Below are 25,102 nucleotides of genomic sequence, written 5' to 3'. Positions count from 1 at the left end.
ACTCAGAAACCAGGGAATTTAAAACTAAACTTATGTTTTAATAAGTCTTCTGTATAAGACCAAAGTTTTCTTCTCGCTGCAATATCATAAGATGGTTCAGAACTTTTTTGAATTTTCTTTTTAACAAAGTACTTCCCAGAAATCCCGGAAACAGACGGATCAGTAGAAAGAAAAATAGAAGTTTCCGCACCTTTCTCTTCCGAAATAGCAAAAATATTCTGAGCAATGGTTAATAGAAATTTTGCTAATCCGTCATTGTTCTGACCAAATCGAGTTTTGACAAATCCAGGATGAAGACAGTTCACTGTGATTTTAGTTTGATTCAAACGTTCTGCAAGTTCATAAGTAAAATATATATTCATCAATTTGGATCGTTGGTATTGTTTCCAACCTGAATACTCTTTTTCACCTAACAAATTATCGAAATCCAATGAAACTCCCATGTGTGCGCGAGAAGCTACATTGACAATCCGTGGTTCGTTGGCTTTTTTTAATGAAGGAAGTAAACCAAGAGATAAAATAAAATAATTCAAATGATTTAAAGCAAATGTAGATTCTATTCCCTCCTTTGTAGGAGTGTATTGGTCGAAATATGCACCAGCGTTATTAAGCAGAACATCTATCTTAGGATGATTCTTTCGAATAGTTTCTGATAACAAAAAAGTTTCTTTTGCAGATGATAAATCGGCAACATAAGAATGAACTGTTGACCCTGTCACCTGTAATGAATATACGAGGGCCGCTAACTTATCTGCATTACGACCAACTAAAATTAATTCTTCTTGGGTTTTTGAAAATGTATGAGCACAAACCCTTCCAATTCCATCCGTAGCACCGGTAACAACAATTGTCTTTTTCATGAAATGATCTCCTCTCTCATTTTTTTGGGGATAGTAAAAACAAACCTGGAACCAGATACTCCGTCGCTATCTGCATACATGGTTCCTCCGTTGACAGTAACAAATTCATGACATAGTAAAAGTCCTATCCCATTTCCTGTTTCCCCTTGGGTCCCTGTTGATTTAATCACTTCCCCAACTTTGAATAGTTTGTCTACAATTGCTTTCGACATACCTACTCCCGAGTCAATGACTGAAACCTGCCAGTCCCCGCCAATATCGTTTGCTTCAATGATTACTTTACCATTCTTATGACTGAACTTCAGAGCATTGGAAATTAAATTTCGAATGACTGTGATAATCATTCGATCATCACAAAACACCATCGCATGAGAAGGAACATTCACATCCAAAACGATGCCTTTGTTCGAAGCACTAAGAGTAAAAAGCTCCAAACACTCCCTTACTATGTTATCCAAACGATAATAATGTGGGCGATATTCTTCCTGCCCCCGTTGTAACTTAGACCATTCCAGAAGGTTTTCCAATAATGAAAAAACAGATTCTGTTGCATCCACTAACGATTGTGTCATACCAGCAAGTGCATCTTCTTTCTTTTTCATGTCCTCATTCAATACTTTGAGTAACATTTTAATCCCAGCAAGGGGTCCACGTAAATCATGAGAAATGATCGATAAAAATCGATCTTTAGTTCCGTTGGCAATCAATAGTTCACGATTGACATTTACCATTTGTTTTTCTAAATTTCTCTGTTCGGTGATATCTCGGAATACAAGAACCATTCCAATTTTTTTACGATTAGCATCTCGAATCTGTTTTGCGGTCACTTCCCAGCATTTTTCATCTTTTTCCCAAATCCATTTTGTAAGTGTTTTTTTATCGGACAGATGATCGAGTTTAGAAATGATTCCTGGAGCTGATGCAAAAAAATATTTGTATGACAATAAAGTAGAGTTCTTGGATGAGATCTGAAACAAATGTTCTGCTGACATATTCCAATCAACAATACGATTATTAAAATCGAGGATCACTACGGCTTCATCCAACTCGTCTACAATTTCTCCTCGAACCAACGGAACAAGGTCGAACATTCGATAATATCCAATTGCAAAAAAAATCAAAATCACCTGCATCGTACTCATAACCGCAGTAATATTGAGACCGGGGAGAGGACGAAAACCTAACTTATGCAAAATGGCCGTAACCCAAATAAATAAGTAAGACACCAAAATTAAAAAATACCTACGTCTTTCCGTAGACTTGGAAACAAAGATTCCTTTTATAAGGAGATAGGCGACAAAAGAAGACCAAAAAAATGAAAAGAAATAAGAAACGATGAATCCGCCAATGTTAGTTTCTTGTATCCACTGAATTCGACCGTTGATATTTACTAAATATGTATCGAGTGTTAAAGTTTTAAAAATGGGATCAAGAACGCATACCGCAAGCGTAAACAGCGGCTGGATTGTAAGCAATACCCAGAACTTTTTTGTCAACAAATGCCTGTTTTGTGTAAATTCTAATGAAACAAGCACCATCCCCAAATTAGCAAGAGCAACACCAATATACAAAAATGCGATAAAGGATCTATGAAGGGTCGGACTGATAAATACAAAATCGATGCCATAAAATCCGGTCCACATCATAGAACCGAAAACTAAAATTAAAAGATATTTAACAAGATCTAGTCGGAAGGATTTTAGAACGAAAAGCCCCAATACAAGATTGAAGCTGAAAGCTAGAAATAAAAGTAAACTATAAGGATGAAATTGCCACAAACTAAGTTTCTTCGCTGCTTAGCATTTCACAATTCCCGTCAAATACAACCCCATCGGCAATTTGAAGTTTTGCAGTACGAATGTTTCCCTGGACCTTTCCTGTAGATAACATTTCTAATCGTTGGGTCGCAGTCACGTTTCCAATGATGGTACCACCAACAACAACTGTACCTGCTTTGATATTTGCTTTGACTCTTGCACCTTCACTGATCACCAGATAACCATCGGAGATGATTTCACCAGTGAAATCACCAGAAATCTGTAAGGGTTTTTTGAACGCCAAAGTTCCGCTAAATGCTGTTTCTTTTCCTAGAATAGTGGCGATGACTCCGTGTTCGGTGATGGTTGTTTGCATTTCTTTTTTTGACATAGTTCCTATTTTGTTTTCATGTTATAAACCCCGTCCCAATCTTCTGGTGGGGGATCTGCGATATAATCATCGCAACGTTCAATGTATAGTTTCGAGGGGCCATCTCCAGGATGAATCGCAAGTCCCTTTTTGAACTCTTCTTTTGCTTCTGCGAACTTTCGCGATTTGTATAACGAAAGGGCTTGGTTGTAATGAACTAGTACTGCCTTCATTTTATCACTAACGATCATTTGGGCTCCTTATAAAAAACGACAACTGCCGTTGCGTAATGGTCAGCATGGCTGATGGATACGGAACTGCTAGTAAATCCTTTCTCTCGGAAAAACTTCTCAGTTTTCCCATGGATGACTAGCGTTTTTTTACCAAAATTTGTGCCAGCAAGTTCGATCTCGCGCATATCGGCAACCTCACCTGGGTTTAAGCTGAGAGCCTTGATGACGGCCTCCTTACAGGCGAAACGACCCGCCAAAAAAGGGACCGGGTCTTTATGCTTGTGGCAGTATTCCACTTCCTCTTCGGTAAAAACCCGCTTCAAAAAGCGATCCCCATGTTTTTCGAGAAGTTCTCGGATCCTCTGGTTTTCAACGATGTCGTTTCCGACGGATAACATAAGATGATTTATTTTCGCCGAAGTTCCAAGAGTCGAGCAAATAAAATATTGTTTTCTTTGTGGTAAGGGCGTCTGAGTTGCACCCGTTCGGAATAATCAAAAGCAGCTGAAAAATCTCCGTTTTCATAGAGAGCCTCTGCAATATAAAAGAGGGTTAAGCTATCAGAAGGATTTTTTTGCACGTATTGCACGGCAAATTCCAAAGGAAATGCTGACATTCTATGTTCAGTGTAAAGGTAAATCTTCTGAACGGAAAGTGGCGCATCATAAATGAACTCGAAATGACTCGAAATCATTTTTTCAACTTCTTTCCATTTTTTCTGCTTATAAAGTGTGAGGGCACGTAAGTAAACAAAATGTTTTGGATGGTTAGTTGGGACATGAATCGGTGAACCCTCTCCCGTATACTCAACACGAATTAAAGATAAATCATCTATCAATTCCCCATGGCTTTTGATCGCATCTCGAATTGCCTCTAGATCACCTTGGCCTTGGAAAGTTGTTTTTAAAAACAATTCATCATCTTCGTTAACTTCCATTTCAGCTTCAGAACCAATCAAAATATCATCACGTCCATCTGAACCAATCAAAAGGACATCTCCTTTTTCTAATTGGAAAGTATTGATCTGAAGCGCTTTTTTTGAAGCTAAAAGTCCTAACTTCGCACAAACATAGTTATGTGGCAAAAAGAAAGTTTTATCATTACGGTAAATCACAGGTCTCGGATGTTCCGCATTCAAAAAATAAAAGAATCCAGTTTCATCATCAATCAAACAAAGAAACATAGAAATAAGCATCGAACCATCAAATGTTACGAGTGTGTTATGTAGTTCCATATAGGCATTACTCACCCATTTTTCAGGAGTGATGTCCCTAACTTCTTCCGACTGACCATTTCTTTTAATGATCGCTTCAAACACCGAACCGATAACAAGAGCCCCACTTGCTCCTTGCATCGATTTACCCATCGCATCACCATTCAAAACAACAATGTACTTTTTATTTTGAAGTTGAATGGATGAGGAAACACATAAATCTCCACCAATTTCTGAACTCCATTGTTTATAAGAAAATTTTTTCTTTTGTTCTGTGAGGAACTGAATTTTCATATTTGAGGAGCTTGCAAGGTTCTGTGTAAGTGGTTCAATGAGTAAAGATGCTAAAAAATAATCCCCATCTTGCTGCTCTTTTAACCCTTGAACTTCCGTTAAAGCAAAATTTAGTTCTTTAGTCCTTTCATCTACTTTCTGTTCCAAATTTGTATAAAGAAGCGAATTTTCAATGGAAACAGCAATTTGTGAAGATAATATTTTTAGAATTTCGACTCTACCGGGAGTGAATGCATCGGTTGTGAGATTATTTTCCAAATAAACAATGCCAACAACTGTTCCATGGCTTAAAATCGGATAACAAAGTAAAGATTTTGGTAAAGTAGACTTAACATAAGGATCATTTTTAAAATCACCTTCTCTCGCAGCATCACCACAAATAACAACAAGCCCCGTTCTCACCACATAACCAATGATTTGTGAAGGAATTTTGTTTTGGTTTACATAGGCAACTGGCTCAAGGAAATCAATTGCAAACGGGGTTTCAGAATAAACTGATACAGACTCTTTCTCTACTTCCGATTCTGCTAAAACTTGCCAACCAGAATCTGATTTAAGGATAAAGTATCCTCTCTCCGCTCCTGCATTCTCAATTAGGATTTTCATCATCTTCTCTAAGAGACGATTGAGTTGAATCTCTCCTGAAATGGTTTGTGAGGCTTTGATGACGGTATTGATATCTAAGGAAGAACCAACATCCCCAAAAATATCCTTTGTTGTACTAAAAAGAGCAAGACTATCAGTAGAGTCGGTCCTAAAGTTTCTTCCAATATATTTTTTTAAAGAAATATGACTCAATTCTAATTGTTTTACTTTAGATAAAAAACCATATTTTCCATATCGATAATGTGCTTCCACCAAATGTAAGTTACTGTATTGTTCAAATCCAGTTTCTTTCCACATACGAACCAAAAACTCGTTTGCGATGGCTTCTTCTAGGATATAACTATATTCACGAGCGGAAGAAATTGCCGCCTTACAAGCAATCACTGCTTGTGTTTTCTGATTGGCTAAATACAGCAATAAGGCCGAAATAATTTCATATTTATGGCTAAAATTTTCAGGCGAACTTTTTGCCCAAACTTTCATTCGTTTTCCGAACAAAACCAATCTTTTTTTGAGCGAAGATTTGGTAGTCCCAGAAGGAATAATGTTATCAACAATGAGCGAGAAGGTAACCAAAGCACCAAGGAATACATGTTCAGGGACAAACATCATTCCAAACATAGCTCCTTCCAAACCATCCAACTTTAAGGAATATTCATAAGCTTTTTCTTTATCACCAAGAAAGTATTCAATGCGTAACTTACAAAGATAATAATCAAATAAAGCATTTGCATTTCCTGTGGCCAACCATTCTGACACAGTTTCTGACTCTGAAAAGTATCGACCTTCCAAACTCATTGGATCAGGTGACTCACCTCTCATATTCTCAACTAACTGGAGATTGAGTCTGTGCACTTGATATGCGTGATTTTGACGTAAACTTAAAAGTGAAGCATCATATCGAAGTTGACTTTTATAAAGGTCTTCTAAGTTTTCGCGGAACAACAAACCTTGAAAATGAATATTATTTAATGAATACGAAGAATATTGTAAATCACCTGTTTCCATCCCTGCAAGAAAACTATCCCAAAATATGGAACGGCCATCTCTCGCATGATTTTTCCAAGGTGAAATCATACATGCGAACATAAATAACGTTCGGCATTGGAAAGGTTTTGCACTCAAGGTATCGAGTAAACGAACACCCAACTGACCAAACTTAAAACCATCATCATAATTCCCTAATCCAGAACCTTGGATCACGCCCATCGCACAAAACCCAAAGGCACTAATCTCACACAACCCGAACCGTAAGGTGTGATTGACTAATTTCAAAACAATCACAGGAAATAAATCTGGTTCTGCAAGAAATGATGGTGCGATGCATGCGTTAAGAAGTCGCATGATGGCCAGGTATTTTGGTTCGTTTGATATAGGCAGATGTTCTAAACTTTCAATGGAACGATTACCCAACTTAAATTTAAATTTGATTAACTCTGGGAGCGGAGAAAGTGAATTTGCTTTTTTGGGCAATCTAACTCCCACAAGTTTTAAAGCCTGTTTCAACGTTTCTAAAACCTCTTTCATCTTGTTTTGAGTGACAAGCATTGAGGATTGAAGTTCGTAGACTAAAATTTTATCTAAATCGTTTCGAACAAAGCTAAGTATATAATTAAAACTTTTTTCTGCAGCTTCAAAATTTTTAGAAAGGTATGCTGATCTTGCATAAGCCAAATGAAGTTTTAGAGTGTTTTCATAATCACTTTTCCACTCTTCATCCTTCATAAGCCCAACCATTCGGTCGAAGAAAGTGAAAGCTGCATCGTAAGCTGAAGAATTTAGTGCTTTGAATCCTGCTTTTTCATTTAAGATCCGTAGTTCAGCCAACTCTTCGCTTCCTTTCATTTGCGAAGCACCCAGATTCAATTGATTTACAATGGTAAACAAATGATCTTCAAGTTTATATTTATAGAGAATCGAAAGATAAGTTTTACCGATCTTATAATGTAGTTTTGCCTTCTCTTCCGGTGAAATAATCTTATAGATGGCTTCTCTGATTTTATCGTGAGTAAAATTTGCATCCTCCATACCGAGGATCAAAAACTCTTCGTTGGCAAGTGTTACCAAATCCATTGATGCTTTGTGGAATGGTCTATCCGCTATCGTTGCATAAATATCATGTCTAAACCAGTTTCCGATACATGCAGTTAACTTAAGTGCATCGATTAATTCTGCGGATTGGAGATTAATTTTATCTATGATAAGATCGATTACATTATCAAAAATGTTTACAGAATCAATTTTGTCTTTGTCCCAAGACCAATGATCATCCGCAAAGTATATATAAGACCTCTCATATAAGTTCTTAAACATCTCATTGACATGGAACGGATTTCCCTTAGTTTTTTTCCAAAGGACTTCTGCGATAGGACGAATTTCCGATTCTGGAACCATTAATGTTTCGGAAACCAATAGTGCCACATCGCGCTCTCTCAAAGGCTCTAACCGAATTTCTGTAATCGCAATTTGAATCTCACGTAGTTCCTCAAGCAGTCTGAAAAATGGATCCGTCGGGAACACTTCATTATCACGATAAGAAAGAATAATAAAAAAATACGAAATTTCAGGATCAGTCAGAACTTCTTTTAGAAGTAAAATGCTAGAAGAATCCGCCCATTGTATATCATCCAAAAACAATACAACCGGATGTTCCTTCGTACAAATTGTCCGAAGGAATTTTCGAAACACCAAATGAAACCGGTTTTCTGTCTCTAAACTATCCAACTCGGGCGGAGACGGCTTATCACCTAACAGCTGCGACAACTCAGGAACCACATCAATGATTAACTTTGCATTGGCACCAAGCGCATCAGACAAATTCTTTTTCCATTCTTTGACAGCAGATTCGCTTTCGGATAATAACTGTCGAACTAATCCCTGTAAGGCTAAATTGATGGCACGGTAAGGGATCGATTTTTTATACAAATCAAATTTACCTGATGCGAAATATGCTTTTTCTCTTGTGACTGGTTTTTGGATTTCATTAATAAGGGCCGATTTTCCAATTCCCGACCGACCCGAAATTAAAAAGGTTTCGATTCGACCTTCTTTTGCATCGAGAAATTTTTCTTCAAAAACATGAAGTTGGGTTTCTCGCCCATATAATTTTTTGGGAATTTGAAATCTAGAGGATTTATCATTTTTTGCTAGTTCCATTTGGAACTGATTCAAAGATTCTCTTCCATTCTCCAAAAGAACGGACTGAATCGCAGAGAGATCTGAAAGTAAACCTGTTGCTGTTTGATATCGATCTTCTGGATTTTTCTCCAGAAGTTTCATTATTAAATCAGAAACAATTTTTGGTGCCCCACTTCGTTCTTTTGGAGAAAGCGGAGTTTTCGCTAAGTGTGCATGCACCATTTCCAAACTATCAGTGTATAAAAAAGGAAGATCCCCCGTAATTAACTGATATAAGGTGACGCCGAAGGAATAAAAGTCAGTTCTATAATCAACAGTACGATTCATTCTACCTGTTTGTTCAGGTGAAATATGAGCCAGTGTTCCTGTTAAGTTTTGATTCATCGGAAGGTAAAAACTTCGATGTGTCAAAAGGGTCGCAGAACCAAAATCTATAATTTTTAAAGTTCCATTGTCCGGATTATAAATGATATTTTGAGCCTTGATATCATTATGAACAATTTTTGCCTTATGAATATCAACCAGTGCCTTACATACTTCGATAGAGATGTTTAAGAAAGTTGCTATATTGCTATACTTTCCACTTAACTGTAATTTTGCGAGATCCGTAAAACCAACATTTGGGAATACAATTGCTACTGTATTTTGGTATGTTTCTAAATCTAAAGGTCTTAAAGTATAAGGAGAATCGATAGAACGTAGAATTTCAAATTCATTTTTGAAACGTGTAATTTCATGGTTATCTGGATAATCGCGATTCAATAGTTTGATCACGACAGGTTCTCCAGAGGAAGACTCCCCTGAATACACAGAACTCCTTTTTCCTAAGTGAAGTTCCCTTAACGCTTTATATTTTCCTACAGTAAACAATGAAATTCCTTATCTAGCTGTTTTGCCACCATCTACTGGTATCACAGCGCCCGTGATAAAAGCAGCTCCATCCGTTGCCAACCATACACAAGTTTTTGCAACTTCTTCCGGTGTTGCCATTCTACCCAAAGCATAAGATTTCATTCTTTCTTTTTTAACTTCTTCCGGGTTTGGAACATTAGCATAAAACACATCATCCATTTCAGTTTGGATTCCACCTGGACAAAGTGCAACCACTCGAATTCCAAAAGAACCGTATTCCAATGCTGCAGATTTAGTAAGCCCAATGATTCCGTGTTTTGTCATGGAGTAAGGACCCGCTTTTTCTTTTCCCCTGACACCGAGGGCAGAAGAAACATTAATAATAACTCCACCTTTTCCTTGAGCCAAAAATTGTTTTAACTCAAATTGCATCGAAAGAAAAGTTCCTTTCAAATTTACATCCATTACAGAATCAAAAATATCTAATGGGTAATCGGCTGTTGCCTTTAAAACGCCTGAAATCCCCGCATTGTTTACAGCAACATCAACGGATCCATACTTGGCTACAATTGATTCAACAAAATTACGAACTGCTTCCGATTGTGTGACATCACATCGAACAAACATTCCGGTGCCACCTTGTTTTTCAAGAAGGGCTAGAGTTTCTTCACCTTCTTGTTTTCTTCTTCCGCAAAACCCAACCACATAACCAGCGTTTGCAAATTCTAAAACGATTGCTCTTCCGAGACCAGAAGTGCCGCCAGTCACTAGTGCTACTTTTTTTCCACTCATTGGATTTCCCTTTCTTCGATCAAACGTCCATAACGATTGATTGCTTCCTTTACATTTGCTTGGTCCAATTCAGAAATGGATTCAAAACGAAACCCGGCAAAAAAGGTGTCTTCATTATTATCGTCTTCTTTGACCCATAATAAAATACAAGTTCCATGAACGAAACCTACAATATCAAAATGCATAAAAAATTCTAATTGCCCGCTATTTGCCAAATCTCCCGGATGAATTCCTGAGCAACGCACCATAAACCCGGAACTAGAGATATTTTCTATGGTGGAGACAATATTTCTCCCATTTTCTCTCACCGAGATATTATTCTTGAACTGATCCAGAATCCTAAATCTTGGATCAATCTCATACACTTCTTCCTGCGTGCTTTTTAGGCGTTTATACACTTTTAAAGGCAAAATACTGGCTGCCATTTCAATCCGAGTGATTTCTTGGTTTTCTTGATAAGCAGTGATTTCCAATTTCGAGTAATTCCAATACCCTGACTTACTATTTTTAGTCTCCAAAGCTTTTGCTCGGAGTTTGATAGGCATATTCATCTTCGCATATTGAAAAAACTCGGAATTCAAGTATAACAATAAAAAGGTGACTCCTTCAAACGGAACCTTGCCATACATATGGTTACAAGCAATTCCAAATTGCCTTGCAGCTTCCACTATCTGCATTCCAGAAATATGTTTCAAATTGGGTGGAGAAAAAAACTTATGAGCGGGAGGGACATAAAGATTGGCAAAAAATGTATCTTTTTTCGGAATCTCTTCAATTGGCTCGAAGATTGCAGATATCTTTGACTTCTCTACATTCCCAACGTAATAATCCCTCCTTTTGATCATCTGCAAAATTTTGATTTCATCTGCTTCTGTAACTTTATCGTTTAAAACGTATTGCTGTAAATCTGTATCAAAATGATAAAATGTACTAATGAAATCTCTTTGTGTTTCATCCACTCCCGCTTCTTCTAAAATTCGTTCAGCAGATTCTTTACGAATACGATACGGAATTGTTTTGAGTTGGTAATAATTCCCACTAGTATCTTGCCTTTTTGCATAGTATTGTAGCAAAAAATCGATTTCTTCATGAGAGAGTTTTGGAAAGACGTGTTCTTCCATGATCACAGTTGTGATCATTCGCGGAAGTGCCCGACGAATGTTGGAAACAAAACTATCGTCTTGGTAATATGTTCTTGTATATCGTTTATCGAGAGGTAAAACTGCGGGGAGTTCTTCTTTTTCAAAAACCTTCATTTGTATCTACCGGAAATCTACTCTAGGATTAGTCCGTAGATTCCGATGGGATACAATTAAGCGCAACTAAATTAACAAGCTATTGGCAAATTTATGTCAAATTCACCTAACAACGGTTACGGAACATGGTGCGTAATGTACAACACGATCAGAAACGCTACCCATGATAAATCTTCCGAGGATTCCGTGGCCACGACTTCCAATCACGATCAAATCTGCTTTTTCTTTTTCAGCTAATTTGCATATTTCTTCAGCAGGATAACCTTCTAAAATCACACGTTCCCATTTCACCGAAGTTTCATCCAAAATCGGATGTATCTTTTCAAATCGTTGTTCAGAAATCCATTTGACTCGATCTTTTCCAGCAGGGGCCGCATCATAATATCCAGGAAGTGGCCCAAAATCTTCAATCACTTCGACGACGAAACATTTTGCATTACTTGCTTTTGCAATTGCCAAACCAAATTCTAATGCTCGTGCTGAACTTGGTGAACCATCAATTGGGATGATCAATTTTTGAATCAATTTTTCCATGTAAAAAGTCTACCACCTTATATGATTTGTGAAAGTGAAATTCCATTGATAATTGTCAAAAAATCAAACTCTATCTTTAGGTTTTTCTATCCTGTGGATAGTGTTTGATTGTTGATGGGATTATTTTTTTCCACCTTCATCTTCTTTCGTTAAATAATATGCAATAAGAATAGGAAGAGTTGTCACAAGAATGACAAAAACCGCAACAACATTGGTGACAGGTCTTTGCCTTGGACGAATGAACTCCGTTAACATCCAAATAGGAACCGTAGATTGTTGGCCTGCAGTAAAAGTTGTCACAATCACTTCATCAAATGAAAGTGCAAAAGACAACATACCACCAGCTAACAATGCAGTGGCGATATTTGGCAAAATCACAAACCGGAATGTTTGCCATGGGTTAGCACCTAAATCCATAGATGCTTCCACCATGGAATGAGAACTTCGTCGAAGTCTAGCGAGCACATTATTATAAACTGTCACAATACAAAAGGTTGCATGTGCAATGACAATGGTCCAAGTGCTAAAAGGAATCCCAAAAAGAGACATGGCAGAACGAAGAGAGATCCCCGTAACAATTCCAGGAAGCGCAATGGGTAAAATCACAAGAAAAGAAATGACTTCCCTTCCAAAAAATTTGCTCCGGTAGACAGCAAGACAAGCCAAGGTTCCTAAAATAATAGCCAACGCCGTGGAAATCGTAGCAACTTGTGAAGACAAAATGATGGCTTCCCAAATATCATTTCTTTCCCAAGCCACTCCAAACCATTTTAGAGTAAATCCTGGTAATGGAAATTGGAATGTTTTTTCATCAGTAGAAAAAGCATACATGATGATGATAAAGATAGGGATATGGATGAAAAGAAAACCAAGGATGGTTGCAATTCTTAATCCGAGTGTTCCGAAATTCCATTTAGAGGGCATCGAAAGCTCCTAATCGTTTTGCAATCATTAGGTAAACCATCATAATGATAATTGGGATTACCGAAAAAGCTGCCGCCAAAGGGATATTACCTGCTGTTCCTTGGTGAGTGTAAACAGCCATACCAATAAAATAACTTGAATTTCCGATAATTGTTGGGATAATATAGTCACCTAACGTTAACGAGAAGGTAAAAATAGAACCTGCCACTACTCCCGGAAACGCCAGTGGCAACACAACTTTTCGAAACGTTTGAGCGGGACCACCACCCAAATCCGAAGAAGCTTCGAGTAAGGATTTAGGAATTCGCTCCAATGAAGCTTGGATCGGAAGGATCATATAAGGAAGCCAAATATAAACAAAAACAAGAAACATACCAATGTAAGAGAAAGACAAAGAAGTCCCACCAATCACAGGAATTGATAGGATCACATCGAGTAGATGTAAAAGCCCGAGCTCCTGTAAACACCAAGTGAGGATTCCTTCTTTTGCCATTATCAGTTTCCAAGAATATACTTTAACAAGGTAACTTGACCAAAGAGGAAGCATCACTCCCAAATAAAGTATGGGTTTTAATTTTGGCCCTGCATACATCGCCATATAATAAGCGATTGGGAATGCGATAATGGCACTGACAACAGTGACAGTGAATGCCATGGTTGTTGTACGAATGATGATATCCCAATTTGTACTCTGGCGAAATAGATCATAATATGATTCGAATGTAAATTCTCGTTTGATGACTCCTGAAAAAGAATCGATAGAGAAAAAACTTTGGATGAGGAGTGTAAAAAGGGAACCCAAATACACAACACCGAGCCATACCAGAAGTGGGGCTAGTAGTAAAAATATCGCAAGGCCTTTGCGATAAAAAAGAAATGTAAAAAACTTATCGAGAGCGTTTGTCATTTACAAATCCTTAAAGCAAATGCATGTCGGAGTCTTTCCAACCCACGAGTACTTCAGAACCAATAGCAATGTGGTCAGCAGAAATTTTTAAGTTTTGAGTGGATGCGATGATACGAGAACCATTCGGAGTTTCAAAATGCATTTTGGATGTTGCGCCTGAATACACTTGGCTTTTTAAAATAGCCTTAAAAGTTCTATATCCAGTGGAATGGTTGTCTTCTTTTGCATTGGCAAACACATGAACACGTTCTGGACGAATCATTCCTTTTCCAGTTTGACCAGTGAGTCGTTTGGTTTCTTCTAGAGAAAGAATATTGGAAGTTCCTACAAAATTTGCAACAAATTCTGTTTTGGGACGATCGTATAATTCTTCTGGTGTGGCAATTTGCTCCACCTTGCCTTTGTTAAAGACAGCTATCCGATCGGACATAGACAATGCTTCTTCTTGGTCGTGTGTGACAAAGATAAAAGTAATTCCCACTTCTTTCTGGATGGCTTTCAATTCCAATTGCATCTCTTCCCTTAGTTTGAGATCCAAAGCACCCAGTGGTTCATCAAGAAGCAAAACACCTGGGCGATTGATAAGAGCTCTTGCCAGTGCAATTCGTTGTCTTTGCCCTCCCGATAATTCCGAAGGTTTGCGGTTTCCCACATCCGGCAAACGAACCATCGAGAGCATCTCGGCCACTCTCTGCCCTATTTCTTTTGTGGGAGTATTTTTGATTTTTAATCCATACCCTACGTTTTCGGCAACTGTCATATGAGGAAATAATGCATAGTCTTGAAAAACAGTGTTCACATTTCTTTTGTAAGGCGGGATGCCGGTGACATCAACACCTTCTAAAAGAACCCTTCCCGAAGTTGTATCCTGAAACCCTGCCACCATACGGAGGCAGGTAGTTTTTCCCGACCCGGAAGGGCCTAACATTGAAAAGAATTCACCTTTTCTAATCCCGAAGGAGACATCATCCACCGCTATAAATTGGTCGAATTTCCTTGTTACATTCTGAAATTCAACATCGTAAACTTGGTCCATTCCTTCTCCTTCAGTATTTTATGATGTTAGGATCTTATTTACTTCCAATGATGGAAATATAATCTTCAGCCCATTTTTTATAAGGTACACATTTTCTTCCACCGGAACAATCTTCTTTTGGAGTTCTCCAAAAAGAAATCTTTTCGAAGTTATTAAATCCGTTGATGGCGCAACCTGTGTCACCAAGAAGAGCATTTCCTTTACAAGCAGATGGAACAGAAGGCACTGATCCAAACCAAGAAGCAAGATCACCTTGCACTTTTGGCGAAAGCGAATGTTCTAACCACTTATATGCACAGTTTACGTGTTTTGAATCTTTATGAAGCATGGTACTGTCTGCCCAACCTGTTGCACCTTCTTTTGGAACAATAGATGCCACTGGTTGTTTTTCACCAACAAGCAAGTTGACTTGGAATGGCCATGTAGAAGAAGCAACAAGTCCTTCTTTTTTAAAGTCATCCACTTGGACCATTGCATCATGCCAATACTTCGGAACAAGTTGTCTTTGTTTTTTCAATAATTCGATGACGGCAGTATATTGTTTTTCATCTAATTCATATGGATCTTGGATTCCGAGTTCTGGTTTTGCTTGTTTCAAATACAAAGCAGCATCTGCAATATAAATTGGACCGTCAAACGCTTGTACACGACCCTTGTTTGATTTTCCATCAGCCAAAACTTGTTCTTCAAAAACAACATTCCAACTTGTAGGAGCTTTTTTGAAAACTTTCGTGTTGTACATAAGAACATTGGGACCCCATTGGTAAGGAACACCGTAATGTTTACCTTCTACTGTATGCCAAGGAGCATTTTGCAAACGAGAGTCTACATTTTTCCAACTAGGGATTAAGTCCGTATTGATTTCCTGAACCTTTCCACCAGCAACCAATCTTAGTGATGCATCACCAGATGCAGTGACAAGATCAAATCCACCTTCATTCATGAGTGCTACCATCTCATCAGATGTAGCGGCAGTTTTTACATTGACTTTACAGCCGGAACTTTTTTCAAATTCAGTGACCCAGTCATATCCTTTGTCTGTTTCACCACGTTCAATGTACCCCGGCCAAGCAACGATGGAAACTTCTCCTTCGCTTTGTCCGATTTCGGAAACCTTTGTTTCTTTTTTGCCGCAGGCAACCGCAAATGCGATGGCAAGAACTGCAACAGAAAAAATCACTCGTTTGTATGAATCGAATTTCATAAACCTATGTGCTCCTGGTTTTACTTATGTCAGGAATTAGATACCAACAATTCAAAATTAAGCAACCACTTCCTAGGTTTTCAAAAAAAAGGTAGGAATTTTTCTGCCATGGGATTTCGATGAAAGCACAGGTTTCGTATGAAATACATCAAAGACAAAGACCTTTTTCGACAAGAAAACTTCATTGGTGGGGTCTGGTGCCCCGCAGAAAACAAAAAAGAAATTTTAGTACATAACCCCGCAAACGGTGAAATCATCGGAAACATTCCTCACTCCGAAGAAAAAGATACAACGAATGCAATACGTTCTGCAAAGCTTGCATTCGCTGATTGGAAATCACGACCAGCAAAAGAAAGAGCAGGAATTTTACGCAAATGGTTCCAACTCATGATGGACAACCAAGAAGATTTGGCTCTCATCATGACCCAAGAACAAGGAAAACCGCTAACAGAAGCTAGGGGAGAGATTGCTTATGCTGCCTCTTATATCGAGTGGTTTGGAGAAGAAGCAAAACGTTCTTATGGCGATATCATTCCTTCTCATAGAAAAGACACGAGAATTCTAGTTTTAAAAGAACCAATCGGTGTAGTGGGAACCATCACACCTTGGAATTTCCCTGCGGCTATGCTTGCAAGAAAAGTAGCACCAGCCCTCGCAGCAGGTTGCACAGTTGTTTCAAAACCAGCAGAACTCACTCCCTACTCTGCATTGGCAATGGCTGTTCTTGCGGAACGAGCAGGACTACCAAAAGGCGTTTGGAACGTGTTAGTGGGTGATCCAATCAAAATTGGGAAAACCATTTTAGAAAGTAAAGATGTCCGCAAACTTAGTTTTACTGGATCCACAAATACTGGAATTTATCTGATGGAAAAATCAGCAGCCACTTTAAAAAAACTCTCACTCGAGTTAGGTGGCAATGCTCCCTTTATTGTTTTTGAAGATGCTGATATGGACGAAGCCATCAAAGGAGCCATGTTATCCAAATATAGAAACACAGGACAAACCTGTGTTTGTGTGAATCGTTTTCTTGTCCAAGCCTCCGTTGCCGATGTGTTTGCCAAAAAATTAGCAGAGAAAGCGAAGGAACTTGTGGTTGCCAATGGAATGGAACCAAATGCACAACAAGGCCCACTCATAAACGATGCTGCTTTGGAGAAAGTAAAAGCACATATAACAGATGCTCTTTCTAAAGGCGCAAAAATCCTAACTGGTGGAAAGGATCATACACTCGGTGGCAATTTTTTTGAACCCACAGTGCTCTATCCAGTGAACTCAACCATGGTGGTCACAAAAGAAGAAACCTTTGGTCCTGTCTCTTGTATCCAAACCTTCCAAACAGAAGAAGAAGCCGTAAAGTTGGCCAATGACACTGACTTTGGTCTTGCCTCCTATTTGTATACAAAAGATATGGCTCGCATTTTTAGAGTCGCCGAACAACTGGAATACGGAATGGTGGGAATCAACGAAGGTTTAATTTCTTCGGAACAAGTTCCCTTCGGTGGCGTCAAATTCTCAGGAATGGGACGCGAAGGTTCTAAATACGGACTTGATGATTATACAGTAACCAAATATCTCTGCCTCGGAGGAATCACATGACGGGCAATCAAAAACAAACCAACCAAACTTTATGGGAAAGAAGACTCGCAAACGTTCCGAGAGGTGTTACAACCGCCTACCCAGTGTTTGCTGAAAAAGCAAAAAATGCAGAAATTTGGGATATCGAAGGAAAAAGATTCATCGACTTTGGAGGTGGGATTGGAGTTCAAAATACCGGTCATTGCCATCCAAAAGTAGTCGCTGCCATCCACAAACAAGTGGACCAAGTATTGCACACGGCTTTCCAAATTATGCCTTATGAACCTTATATAGTTCTTTGTGAAAAACTAAATGCCAAGGCACCCATTGAAGGAGGGGCCAAAACCATCCTTTTTTCATCGGGAGCAGAGGCTTTAGAAAACGCAGTGAAAATTGCAAGAGCGGCCACGGGGCGACCAGGGATCATTAGTTTTCTTGGTGGATTCCATGGACGAACCATGATGGCCCTTGCCCTCACAGGAAAAGTTGTGCCTTATAAAAAAGGATTTGGACCTTTTGCCAGTGATGTTTACCACATTCCTTTTCCTATGGAATACCATGGTGTCACAGAAGACGACTCCATCAAAGCCCTAAACAATTTGTTCAAAGCAGACATTGATCCATCGCGTGTAGCGGCAATTGCCATTGAACCGGTGCAAGGTGAAGGTGGATTTTATATTGCTTCTCCCAGTTTCCTAAAAAAACTGAGAGCCATTTGTGATGAACATGGAATCCTTCTTATCGCTGATGAAGTGCAGTCCGGTTTTGCAAGAACAGGAAAACTATTTGCAATCGAACATTCCGGAATCAAACCAGATCTCATTACTACAGCAAAATCACTCGCAGCAGGGATGCCTCTTTCTGCCGTGATCGGAAAAACTTCCATTATGGATGCTGTAGAACCTGGTGGGCTTGGTGGAACTTATGCCGGGAATCCAGTAGCTTGTGCCGCAGGGATCGCCGTTATGGATCTTATCGAAGAAGAAGGAATTTTAGATAAGTCTATCAAACTCGGGAAACTATTAGTAAATGAACTGAATGAAATCAAAAAATCCTATCCTCATATTGGCGAAATACGCGGATTAGGTGCTATGGTGGCATTTGAACTCGTAGAAAATGGCGACGCTAACAAACCTTCGGCCGATTTAGCAAAAAAACTAACAGCAAAAGCACTAGAAAATGGACTTGTTTTACTTTCTTGTGGTGTGTATGGGAACGTAATCCGAATTCTTGTTCCGATTACAGCAGAAGAGTCCATCGTAAAAGAAGGGCTTTCGATCATAACAAAATCATTAAAGGAAATTTGAAGCAAAATGAAACAGTTTAAACTTTGGATTGATGGGAAGTGGACAAACACAAGTGGCGGGAAACTTATGGACATCGAAGATCCTGCCACTGGTAAAAAAATTGCAAAGGTAATCGATGCGAGTGCCGCCGATGTTGATAAAGCAGCCAAAGCCGCTCATAAAGCTTTTTATGATGGAAGATGGTCAGGAATCACTCCAGGCGAACGTTCCAAAGCCATTTGGAAACTCGCCGATCTTTTGGAAGAAAAAACAAAAGAATTTGCAAAAGCCGAATCCCTCAATGCCGGAAAACCTTATAAAAACTTAAGTCTTGCAGGAGACATTCCATTTGCCGTTGATAACATTCGTTTTTTTGCCACGGCAGCTCGTGATGTTCATGGAAGTCGTGCAAACGAATACCAACCTGGTTATACATCCATATTACGCCGGGAACCCGTTGGTGTTGTGGGTCAAATTGCTCCATGGAACTACCCTCTTCTTATGGCAGTTTGGAAATTTGGTCCAGCTCTTGCTGCGGGTTGCACTGTCATTTTAAAACCAGCTCCGGGAACTCCAATCACCACACTTATGTTAGCTGAGTTAACAAAAAAAGCGGGAATCCCTGATGGAGTCATCAATATTGTGACTGGTGGGAATGCTACGGGACAGGCCATTGTAGACCATCCATTGGTTCGTATGGTTTCTCTTACCGGATCTACGGGAACGGGAAAAACCATTATGAAATCCGCATCTGATTCCTTAAAACGAGTGCACTTAGAACTCGGAGGAAAGGCTCCACTTCTTGTTTTTGATGATGTAGATGTAAATCTTTTTGCCGCAAAAGCGGCGTTTGGTGCCACTTGCAATTCAGGACAAGATTGTACAGCCGCTACAAGAATCCTTGTTCCAAAATCCTTACAGAAAAAAATCACTGATGCCGTTGTCGATGCGATGAAAGCGGTAAATGTTGGTGATCCCTTCAACGACAAAACCGAAATGGGACCACTCATCTCTGCTATCCACAGGGAACGAGTTTTGGGATTTATGGACAGGACGAAAAAACAAGGAGCAAAAATTCTAACTGGGGGAACCATTCCCAAAGGCCTAGACAAAGGATACTTTTTTGCACCTACTGTGATCACAGATGTCAAACAGAACTATGACGTAGTACAAAATGAAATTTTTGGACCAGTGCTTACCATCCAATCATACGAAAAAGAAGAAGAAGGAATTAAACTCGCAAACGATGTCAGTTACGGTCTTGCTTCTTCCATTTGGACAAAGGATGTAGCGCGTGCTATGCGAGTAGCAAAACAACTAGAATTCGGAACGGTTTGGGTCAATGACCATCTTCCACTTGCTTCAGAAACGCCGCATGGTGGATTCAAACAATCAGGATTCGGAAAAGATCTATCGATCGAATCTGTGGGTGATTATCTAATCACAAAACATGTGATGGTAGGTGGGGTTTAAAAACCAAAAAACAAAAAGGAACAATCGGATGTCTAAAACACTGTGGCAAATTACCAAAATCCGATTGTTTCTTTATTCAAATGGTTAGAACCGAGATTTCATCTTTTTGATGATTTAGACAAAACGGGGACAATCGAATCAATCCAAAAAGGAGCCGAACTGAGAGGTTCCAATCTTTGGACTTTGATTTTTGCAATTTTTATAGCCAGTATCGGACTCAATGTCAATTCCACCGCTGTCATCATTGGGGCGATGTTAGTTTCTCCCCTGATGGGTCCCATTGTGGGAATTGGATTTGCTGCTGCTACAAATGACTTTGACAATTTAAAAAAATTCCTGCGTACATTGACGGTAGCAACCCTTGCAAGTATTGCCACATCTTTTATTTACTTTTCACTTTCTCCGATTAGCGAAGCACAGTCGGAACTTCTAGCAAGAACCTCTCCCACAATCTACGACGCTCTGATTGCTATCTTTGGTGGTGCCACAGGAATCATTGCGAACACAAGAAAAGAAAAAGGAACTGCGATTGCAGGTGTTGCTATTGCCACAGCTCTTATGCCCCCGCTCTGCACTGCTGGGTATGGATTGTCACAGGGGAACTGGTCTTATTTTTTTGGCGCCACTTACCTTTATTTAATCAACTCCATCTTCATTGCGATCACTACTTTTATTTTTGTTCGTTATATGGAGTTTCCAAAGGTTAGTTGGGGTTTGTATAAAGACAAAGAAAGGAAAGTCAAAATATACTTAGGAATATTTACTCTTATCCTTCTGATTCCATCGGTGTTCACTGCCTACCAAATTGTCAGGTCATCTTATTTTAAAGGGAAAGCAGAAGAATTCATTCGGAATGAAATTTTAATCGATAACAGAAGAGTTTTAGAAAAGGAAATTTTGTATCAGAAAAATCCAAAAATTGAACTCACGATCATCGGTCCAAAAATTGACATAGACCAAGAAAAGGAATTACAAAACAAATTAAAATATTATAATCTCGAAAACACAACACTCATTTTACACCAAGATTTATCTGCTACCAATATGGATCGTTTGAAATTCGAAATCATTTCCGAAATATATAACAACCAAATGAATTTGGGACAAACAAACACGGAAATGATTTCAAAAGAAATTCAGATTTTTTATCCTAATTTAGCGTCTGCTAGTTTTGCTAAAACCAAAAAGTTTGATATGAACCAAAACATTTATCTTGATACAAATCTTTTTGATTCTGAATGGACAAAACTACCAACAGCGAACGATCAGAAAAAGTTAGAAGAGTATATCAAACTAAGAACTGGTGAAAAACAAATCGAGCTAATTATAAGAGAAGTTTCTAAACAGTAATTGCAGGTTAGCAAAATTTAAACTAAAGCCGCTTGTCTTAAAAAGTCTTTAAAAGTATCGATGTCTTTGGTGAAAAATACTGGTTTCGGCGCTTTGGTTTCCTTCAAAAGAAACACGATCCCTTGGTTGTGGAGAACCACTTGGTCTAATTCTTCTGGAGTGTACGTATAAGTTACATTCCCGGAATGGAACAAAAACTTTCCATTTTCTTCCCGTAAGGTTCCTGAACCAATTCGTTTAAAATTCTTTAGGCCATCTTCCAAAGCATCAATATCTGAAGATTCTTCACCAAACGTAAGTTTACCGGAATAATCCAAAAACAAAGTTCCGTCAATTTGAAACCGACTTTCTTTCGGAGCAGGAGGTTCTTGTTCCAAATTCCCATCTTCTGTCGGAAGTAAAACTTCTGATTTTTGAACGACCGAAGGAGTGGCCTCTTCAGGCAAAGAATAGGTAAGATGTCTGTCATCGGAAATCGCACGTTCCCTTCTGATCCGTTCATCCAATTGCGGAGATACAGGAGGGTTTTGTGGCATTCGATAGGTGCCTGGATTTTGGGGTTTTCGTTGTGGGTAAGCCGCAGGTTTGGATTTTTGTGGGGAAAGGGCTACGTATAAGAAACATAGGACACCCACAAGGATCATAGCAAAGGCAGCAAACAACATACTACCTATATTATCTTGCCAAACGACGATTCCCTTGATTACATTTTTTCTTTACAAGGGTTTCGGAAACGGAAACCTTTCCTTTATGTTCGAAGAAGAACCCTCTACCCTCAAAGAAAAAATCTATCGCGCCATCATTGCTCTCTTTTTATTCATTTTGGTCGGAACCCTTATCATCACCTTTTTGCCTGGGGACGCCGAACAAAGCCTTGTGGGTGCCATCACAGGCCAAAATTCTACCAAAGCAGGGACAATTGCAGGTCGTAGCATTCCCGTGGACTACTTCAATGCTGCCAAACGTGATTGTTACTACCGATACCAACAATATGGTAGAGAAACGGCACAAAATCCAGAACTTCTCAATTCCTGCGCATTTTCTACTGTAAAGGAAATCTACATTGCCAATGACATTGCCGCTGCTGTCGGTTTCCAAGTTTCGGAAATCAGCATCAAACGTGAGATGTCGAGACAAGCAAGGGAGGTACATAAGGAATCCGTTTCTCAGGCGGGGTATGGGGAAGAAGACTCTCGCTCACTAACAGAAATTTACCAACAAATCTACCGTTCCGCGCCAATGAACTACCGAATTGATTCTGCCACAGGATACGCTCTGTACCCTAACTTTTTGGACCAACCGTTCTCTCCAACAGAAAACGAAGCGGAGTTAGAAGATGAAGCCAAACGGGCAAAAATTTCTTTCCGCATAGTCGCCATCTCCGAGGTCAACCTTCTGAATGCTGTCGAAGCAAAAATCAATATTTCTGACGAAGAATTAAAGAAAGAATACGAGAAAGAAAAAAAAGACGGGTCCCTTGCTAAGGATGCTGCAGGAAATTTCGTCAGTTTTGAATCAAGGAAACCCCTCTTACTTTCCAAAATGAAATTTGACCGCAAAAGAAAAGAAGTAGAAATTTGGAAAGGTCGCATTGCTGCAAAAGTATCCGAGCCAAATGCATTGGAAGCCATTGCATCGGAGACCCTCCAGCCCATAGAAACAGTATCCAATGTGTCATTGTCTGATCTCAAACTGGTCACTTCCAATCGAGGCAATAGCTATCGTTTGGCGAACTCTGCCAAATTTTGGGAAACACTCGCAAACGATCCATTTAGCAAAAAAACGGTAGTGGGACCGTTCTCAGATAACGACAAACAGGTTTATGTAGAATTTGGTGCCTTAACTTACGGACAAACCACAGCTAAAAAACCGGCGGACCAAGCTGCAGATTTTTTGAAACAAAGGCAACTTCTTAGCTTTTTTCTTGAAATAAACCAGTCCTTAGCAGCAGAATACAACGTAGAGAAAAAAGGCCTTCTCTCTTTAGAATAAATGCAAATTAAAGCCGACTTCATCAACCCGTTCCTGGAAGCAGCCACCATCGTTTTTCGCGATGTCCTCCAACAGGATCTCATCCGAGGAAAAATCGGAATCAAAGATTCACCTGCACCCAGCCATGAAATTGCAATCATCATTGGTGTGGTAGGATCTTTTAGCGGTGAAGTGGTTTATAGTATGAACCTCGATGCTGCCTACAAAGTGTCTCGCAAACTGGTTCCAGGTCTTTCTGATGAAGATGTAAAAAACGAATACAAAGACATCCTCGGTGAGATTGCCAACATGACCACTGGTAATGCGATGAATATTTTTACATCAGCAGGCCAATCGGTGGAAATTACGACACCGAACATCCAAGAAACAAACAATACTTCCGTTCGATTTAATAAAAAACCAACTCTCTCCATTAACTTATATTCTAAGTTTGGGCGAATCGAAGTAAACGTTGCAATCGCTTAAAGTAAATTTTTAAATCGAAGAACCTAAGACCCGGAGTCTCTCGCGGGTTTCTTTTCTAAAATCATAACCTGGTGTTGGAGTTTTTCCCTCCACCCCGTTCATATACAATTGGTAATATTTTAGAGAACGTTCCAAATCCCTTTCGTCCCAACTACTCTCATAAATTTTTCCTAAGTAATAATGTGCCGGAAGGTATTCTGCTGATTCTTTAAAATTTTTGATGATACTCGCCAATTGGTGGGCTGCTGGGCGAAATTCTTTTTTGCGAATGAGAAGAATGGCTACCGCATAATGCGACCTTGGTGTGAGTTCTGGGTGTTTTGGAAATTCTGTAACCAGTTTTAAATATTCCTTATATGCCTTTTCTTCCGATTCAGGATTTCCTATTCGATCCAAGGAACGTGCCAGTTCAAATTGTGTTTTGATTTTGAGATCGGGGTCTTCTTGTTTTTCCACAAGACTTGAGGAATCTTTTTCCTTACCATCAAGTCCAAATAAATTTGTATTTTCCACCCGAGAAAATTTTGCAGCATCTCCTTCTTTTCCATAAGAATCAGCAAACTCGGATTCAGCAGATTTTTTTTGACCTCTTGCCAAATAAGCTTTTCCCTTTTGAAAAGAAGCCTGAGAAGGATCGATCACTTCCTTCTTTTTTTTCTTTTTATCCAAAGATTTTGAATTGGTTATAACTGTCGTTTGGTTCTCTTGAATTGCGACCTTAGATGGTACTGACTCTGTTTGATTGTTTTGATTGGAAAGCGTGGATTGTGATTTTGAAGGAGCACCAGAGCTCACAATTGAAGTATTGTTCTCCGGATTTTTTGTCAGATTTTCTGATCTTTCACTTTCCGAGTTGTTAGTCCAAGTTTCCGGAAATGGCAAAAACAATTCTGTTGTTTGGGCATAAAACCCAGGAGAAACGTTTAAGAACGCAAAATAAAATAATACAACTGTTGATAAAAGAAACTTACGAAGCAAAGATAAT

General features: G+C 39.1%; 21 protein-coding genes. 6 read left to right on the top strand and 15 right to left on the bottom strand.

Annotation, left to right across the window (positions count from 1 at the left end):
* Positions 1–2 precede the first annotated feature (2 nt).
* The 13 genes from CLV96_RS18575 to CLV96_RS18515 form a co-directional block, all read right to left on the bottom strand.
* The gene (locus CLV96_RS18575; RefSeq protein WP_004786071.1) at positions 3–860 is read right to left on the bottom strand and encodes an SDR family oxidoreductase; all 858 of its coding nucleotides are present in this window, start codon (positions 858–860) and stop codon (positions 3–5) included.
* Positions 857–2,638: a sensor histidine kinase gene (locus tag CLV96_RS18570; protein ID WP_081581533.1), complete on the bottom strand. Its 1,782-nt coding sequence runs from the start codon at positions 2,636–2,638 to the stop codon at positions 857–859. The genes CLV96_RS18575 and CLV96_RS18570 overlap by 4 nt, the downstream gene beginning before the upstream one ends.
* A gap of 1 nt (position 2,639) precedes the next feature.
* On the bottom strand, positions 2,640–3,008 hold the full coding sequence (locus tag CLV96_RS18565) for a bactofilin family protein (protein WP_002974586.1): 369 nt from the start codon (positions 3,006–3,008) through the stop codon (positions 2,640–2,642).
* Positions 3,009–3,013: 5 nt separating this feature from the next.
* Positions 3,014–3,235 carry a tetratricopeptide repeat protein gene (locus tag CLV96_RS18560; RefSeq protein ID WP_035983357.1) on the bottom strand — a complete coding sequence of 74 codons (222 nt, stop codon included), beginning with the start codon at positions 3,233–3,235 and terminating at the stop codon, positions 3,014–3,016.
* Positions 3,235–3,618, bottom strand: a complete 384-nt coding sequence (gene acpS, locus CLV96_RS18555) for a holo-ACP synthase (RefSeq protein WP_004785490.1) — start codon at positions 3,616–3,618, stop codon at positions 3,235–3,237. The genes CLV96_RS18560 and acpS overlap by 1 nt, the downstream gene beginning before the upstream one ends.
* An 8-nt stretch (positions 3,619–3,626) precedes the next feature.
* Positions 3,627–9,341: an AAA family ATPase gene (locus tag CLV96_RS18550; protein WP_004787490.1), complete on the bottom strand. Its 5,715-nt coding sequence runs from the start codon at positions 9,339–9,341 to the stop codon at positions 3,627–3,629.
* A gap of 9 nt (positions 9,342–9,350) precedes the next feature.
* Positions 9,351–10,115, bottom strand: coding sequence for an SDR family NAD(P)-dependent oxidoreductase (locus tag CLV96_RS18545; protein ID WP_004787473.1), 765 nt, complete (start codon positions 10,113–10,115; stop codon positions 9,351–9,353).
* Positions 10,112–11,371 (bottom strand): AfsA-related hotdog domain-containing protein, encoded by a 1,260-nt coding sequence (locus tag CLV96_RS18540; protein WP_004784268.1) that lies wholly within the window; start codon positions 11,369–11,371, stop codon positions 10,112–10,114. The genes CLV96_RS18545 and CLV96_RS18540 overlap by 4 nt, the downstream gene beginning before the upstream one ends.
* Positions 11,372–11,473: 102 nt before the next feature.
* A complete protein-coding gene (locus CLV96_RS18535; RefSeq protein ID WP_004785377.1) occupies positions 11,474–11,905 on the bottom strand; it encodes a universal stress protein in 432 nt (143 codons plus the stop codon).
* A gap of 120 nt (positions 11,906–12,025) precedes the next feature.
* Positions 12,026–12,829 carry an ABC transporter permease gene (locus CLV96_RS18530; protein ID WP_004786831.1) on the bottom strand — a complete coding sequence of 268 codons (804 nt, stop codon included), beginning with the start codon at positions 12,827–12,829 and terminating at the stop codon, positions 12,026–12,028.
* Positions 12,819–13,736, bottom strand: coding sequence for an ABC transporter permease (locus tag CLV96_RS18525; protein ID WP_004784059.1), 918 nt, complete (start codon positions 13,734–13,736; stop codon positions 12,819–12,821). The genes CLV96_RS18530 and CLV96_RS18525 overlap by 11 nt, the downstream gene beginning before the upstream one ends.
* A gap of 10 nt (positions 13,737–13,746) precedes the next feature.
* On the bottom strand, positions 13,747–14,772 hold the full coding sequence (locus tag CLV96_RS18520; RefSeq protein ID WP_004784912.1) for an ABC transporter ATP-binding protein: 1,026 nt from the start codon (positions 14,770–14,772) through the stop codon (positions 13,747–13,749).
* 34 nt (positions 14,773–14,806) lie between these two features.
* The gene (locus tag CLV96_RS18515) at positions 14,807–15,976 is read right to left on the bottom strand and encodes an ABC transporter substrate-binding protein (RefSeq protein WP_004785824.1); all 1,170 of its coding nucleotides are present in this window, start codon (positions 15,974–15,976) and stop codon (positions 14,807–14,809) included.
* A gap of 138 nt (positions 15,977–16,114) precedes the next feature.
* Here CLV96_RS18515 and CLV96_RS18510 point away from each other — a divergent pair, with 138 nt between their 5' ends.
* From CLV96_RS18510 to CLV96_RS18495, 4 genes are read left to right on the top strand one after another with little or no spacing between them, the layout of a single operon-like run.
* The gene (locus tag CLV96_RS18510; RefSeq protein ID WP_004784756.1) at positions 16,115–17,572 is read left to right on the top strand and encodes an NAD-dependent succinate-semialdehyde dehydrogenase; all 1,458 of its coding nucleotides are present in this window, start codon (positions 16,115–16,117) and stop codon (positions 17,570–17,572) included.
* On the top strand, positions 17,569–18,858 hold the full coding sequence (gene gabT, locus CLV96_RS18505; RefSeq protein WP_004785375.1) for a 4-aminobutyrate--2-oxoglutarate transaminase: 1,290 nt from the start codon (positions 17,569–17,571) through the stop codon (positions 18,856–18,858). The genes CLV96_RS18510 and gabT overlap by 4 nt, the downstream gene beginning before the upstream one ends.
* 6 nt (positions 18,859–18,864) lie before the next feature.
* Positions 18,865–20,310 carry a gamma-aminobutyraldehyde dehydrogenase gene (locus tag CLV96_RS18500; protein ID WP_004787704.1) on the top strand — a complete coding sequence of 482 codons (1,446 nt, stop codon included), beginning with the start codon at positions 18,865–18,867 and terminating at the stop codon, positions 20,308–20,310.
* A gap of 42 nt (positions 20,311–20,352) precedes the next feature.
* Positions 20,353–21,660, top strand: coding sequence for a DUF389 domain-containing protein (locus CLV96_RS18495; protein ID WP_004787251.1), 1,308 nt, complete (start codon positions 20,353–20,355; stop codon positions 21,658–21,660).
* A gap of 17 nt (positions 21,661–21,677) precedes the next feature.
* On the opposite strand, the gene CLV96_RS18490 is transcribed toward CLV96_RS18495, so the two are convergent.
* The gene (locus CLV96_RS18490) at positions 21,678–22,325 is read right to left on the bottom strand and encodes an LIC_11490 family protein (protein ID WP_040917102.1); all 648 of its coding nucleotides are present in this window, start codon (positions 22,323–22,325) and stop codon (positions 21,678–21,680) included.
* A gap of 85 nt (positions 22,326–22,410) precedes the next feature.
* On the opposite strand from CLV96_RS18490, the gene CLV96_RS18485 reads away from it, so the two are divergent.
* Both CLV96_RS18485 and CLV96_RS18480 read left to right on the top strand, forming a co-directional pair.
* Positions 22,411–23,652 (top strand): hypothetical protein, encoded by a 1,242-nt coding sequence (locus tag CLV96_RS18485; protein ID WP_004785699.1) that lies wholly within the window; start codon positions 22,411–22,413, stop codon positions 23,650–23,652.
* Positions 23,653–24,117 (top strand): chemotaxis protein CheX, encoded by a 465-nt coding sequence (locus CLV96_RS18480; protein WP_002974575.1) that lies wholly within the window; start codon positions 23,653–23,655, stop codon positions 24,115–24,117. It abuts the gene before it with no gap.
* A gap of 9 nt (positions 24,118–24,126) precedes the next feature.
* Here the strand turns inward: CLV96_RS18480 and CLV96_RS18475 are convergent, their stop codons facing one another.
* Positions 24,127–25,095, bottom strand: a complete 969-nt coding sequence (locus CLV96_RS18475; RefSeq protein ID WP_004787628.1) for a tetratricopeptide repeat protein — start codon at positions 25,093–25,095, stop codon at positions 24,127–24,129.
* Between the last annotated feature and the right edge of the window lie 7 nt (positions 25,096–25,102).

The organism is Leptospira meyeri (genome assembly GCF_004368965.1).
Classification (GTDB): Bacteria; Spirochaetota; Leptospiria; order Leptospirales; family Leptospiraceae; genus Leptospira_A; species Leptospira_A meyeri.
Note: the sequence above shows the minus strand (reverse complement) of the source record. Positions and strands in the feature narration are given on the sequence as shown.

Excerpts from the sequence above, each read along its gene's own strand:
- CLV96_RS18530 (WP_004786831.1), bottom strand. The coding sequence starts at position 12,829 with ATGCCCTCTAAATGGAATTTCGGAACACTCGGATTAAGAATTGCAACC.
- CLV96_RS18490 (WP_040917102.1), bottom strand. The coding sequence starts at position 22,325 with ATGTTGTTTGCTGCCTTTGCTATGATCCTTGTGGGTGTCCTATGTTTC.
- CLV96_RS18500 (WP_004787704.1), top strand. The coding sequence starts at position 18,865 with ATGAAACAGTTTAAACTTTGGATTGATGGGAAGTGGACAAACACAAGT.
- gabT (WP_004785375.1), top strand. The coding sequence starts at position 17,569 with ATGACGGGCAATCAAAAACAAACCAACCAAACTTTATGGGAAAGAAGA.
- CLV96_RS18535 (WP_004785377.1), bottom strand. The coding sequence starts at position 11,905 with ATGGAAAAATTGATTCAAAAATTGATCATCCCAATTGATGGTTCACCA.
- CLV96_RS18540 (WP_004784268.1), bottom strand. The coding sequence starts at position 11,371 with ATGAAGGTTTTTGAAAAAGAAGAACTCCCCGCAGTTTTACCTCTCGAT.
- CLV96_RS18485 (WP_004785699.1), top strand. The coding sequence starts at position 22,411 with ATGTTCGAAGAAGAACCCTCTACCCTCAAAGAAAAAATCTATCGCGCC.
- CLV96_RS18510 (WP_004784756.1), top strand. The coding sequence starts at position 16,115 with ATGAAATACATCAAAGACAAAGACCTTTTTCGACAAGAAAACTTCATT.
- CLV96_RS18480 (WP_002974575.1), top strand. The coding sequence starts at position 23,653 with ATGCAAATTAAAGCCGACTTCATCAACCCGTTCCTGGAAGCAGCCACC.
- CLV96_RS18525 (WP_004784059.1), bottom strand. The coding sequence starts at position 13,736 with ATGACAAACGCTCTCGATAAGTTTTTTACATTTCTTTTTTATCGCAAA.
- CLV96_RS18575 (WP_004786071.1), bottom strand. The coding sequence starts at position 860 with ATGAAAAAGACAATTGTTGTTACCGGTGCTACGGATGGAATTGGAAGG.
- CLV96_RS18545 (WP_004787473.1), bottom strand. The coding sequence starts at position 10,115 with ATGAGTGGAAAAAAAGTAGCACTAGTGACTGGCGGCACTTCTGGTCTC.
- CLV96_RS18565 (WP_002974586.1), bottom strand. The coding sequence starts at position 3,008 with ATGTCAAAAAAAGAAATGCAAACAACCATCACCGAACACGGAGTCATC.
- acpS (WP_004785490.1), bottom strand. The coding sequence starts at position 3,618 with ATGTTATCCGTCGGAAACGACATCGTTGAAAACCAGAGGATCCGAGAA.
- CLV96_RS18515 (WP_004785824.1), bottom strand. The coding sequence starts at position 15,976 with ATGAAATTCGATTCATACAAACGAGTGATTTTTTCTGTTGCAGTTCTT.
- CLV96_RS18520 (WP_004784912.1), bottom strand. The coding sequence starts at position 14,772 with ATGGACCAAGTTTACGATGTTGAATTTCAGAATGTAACAAGGAAATTC.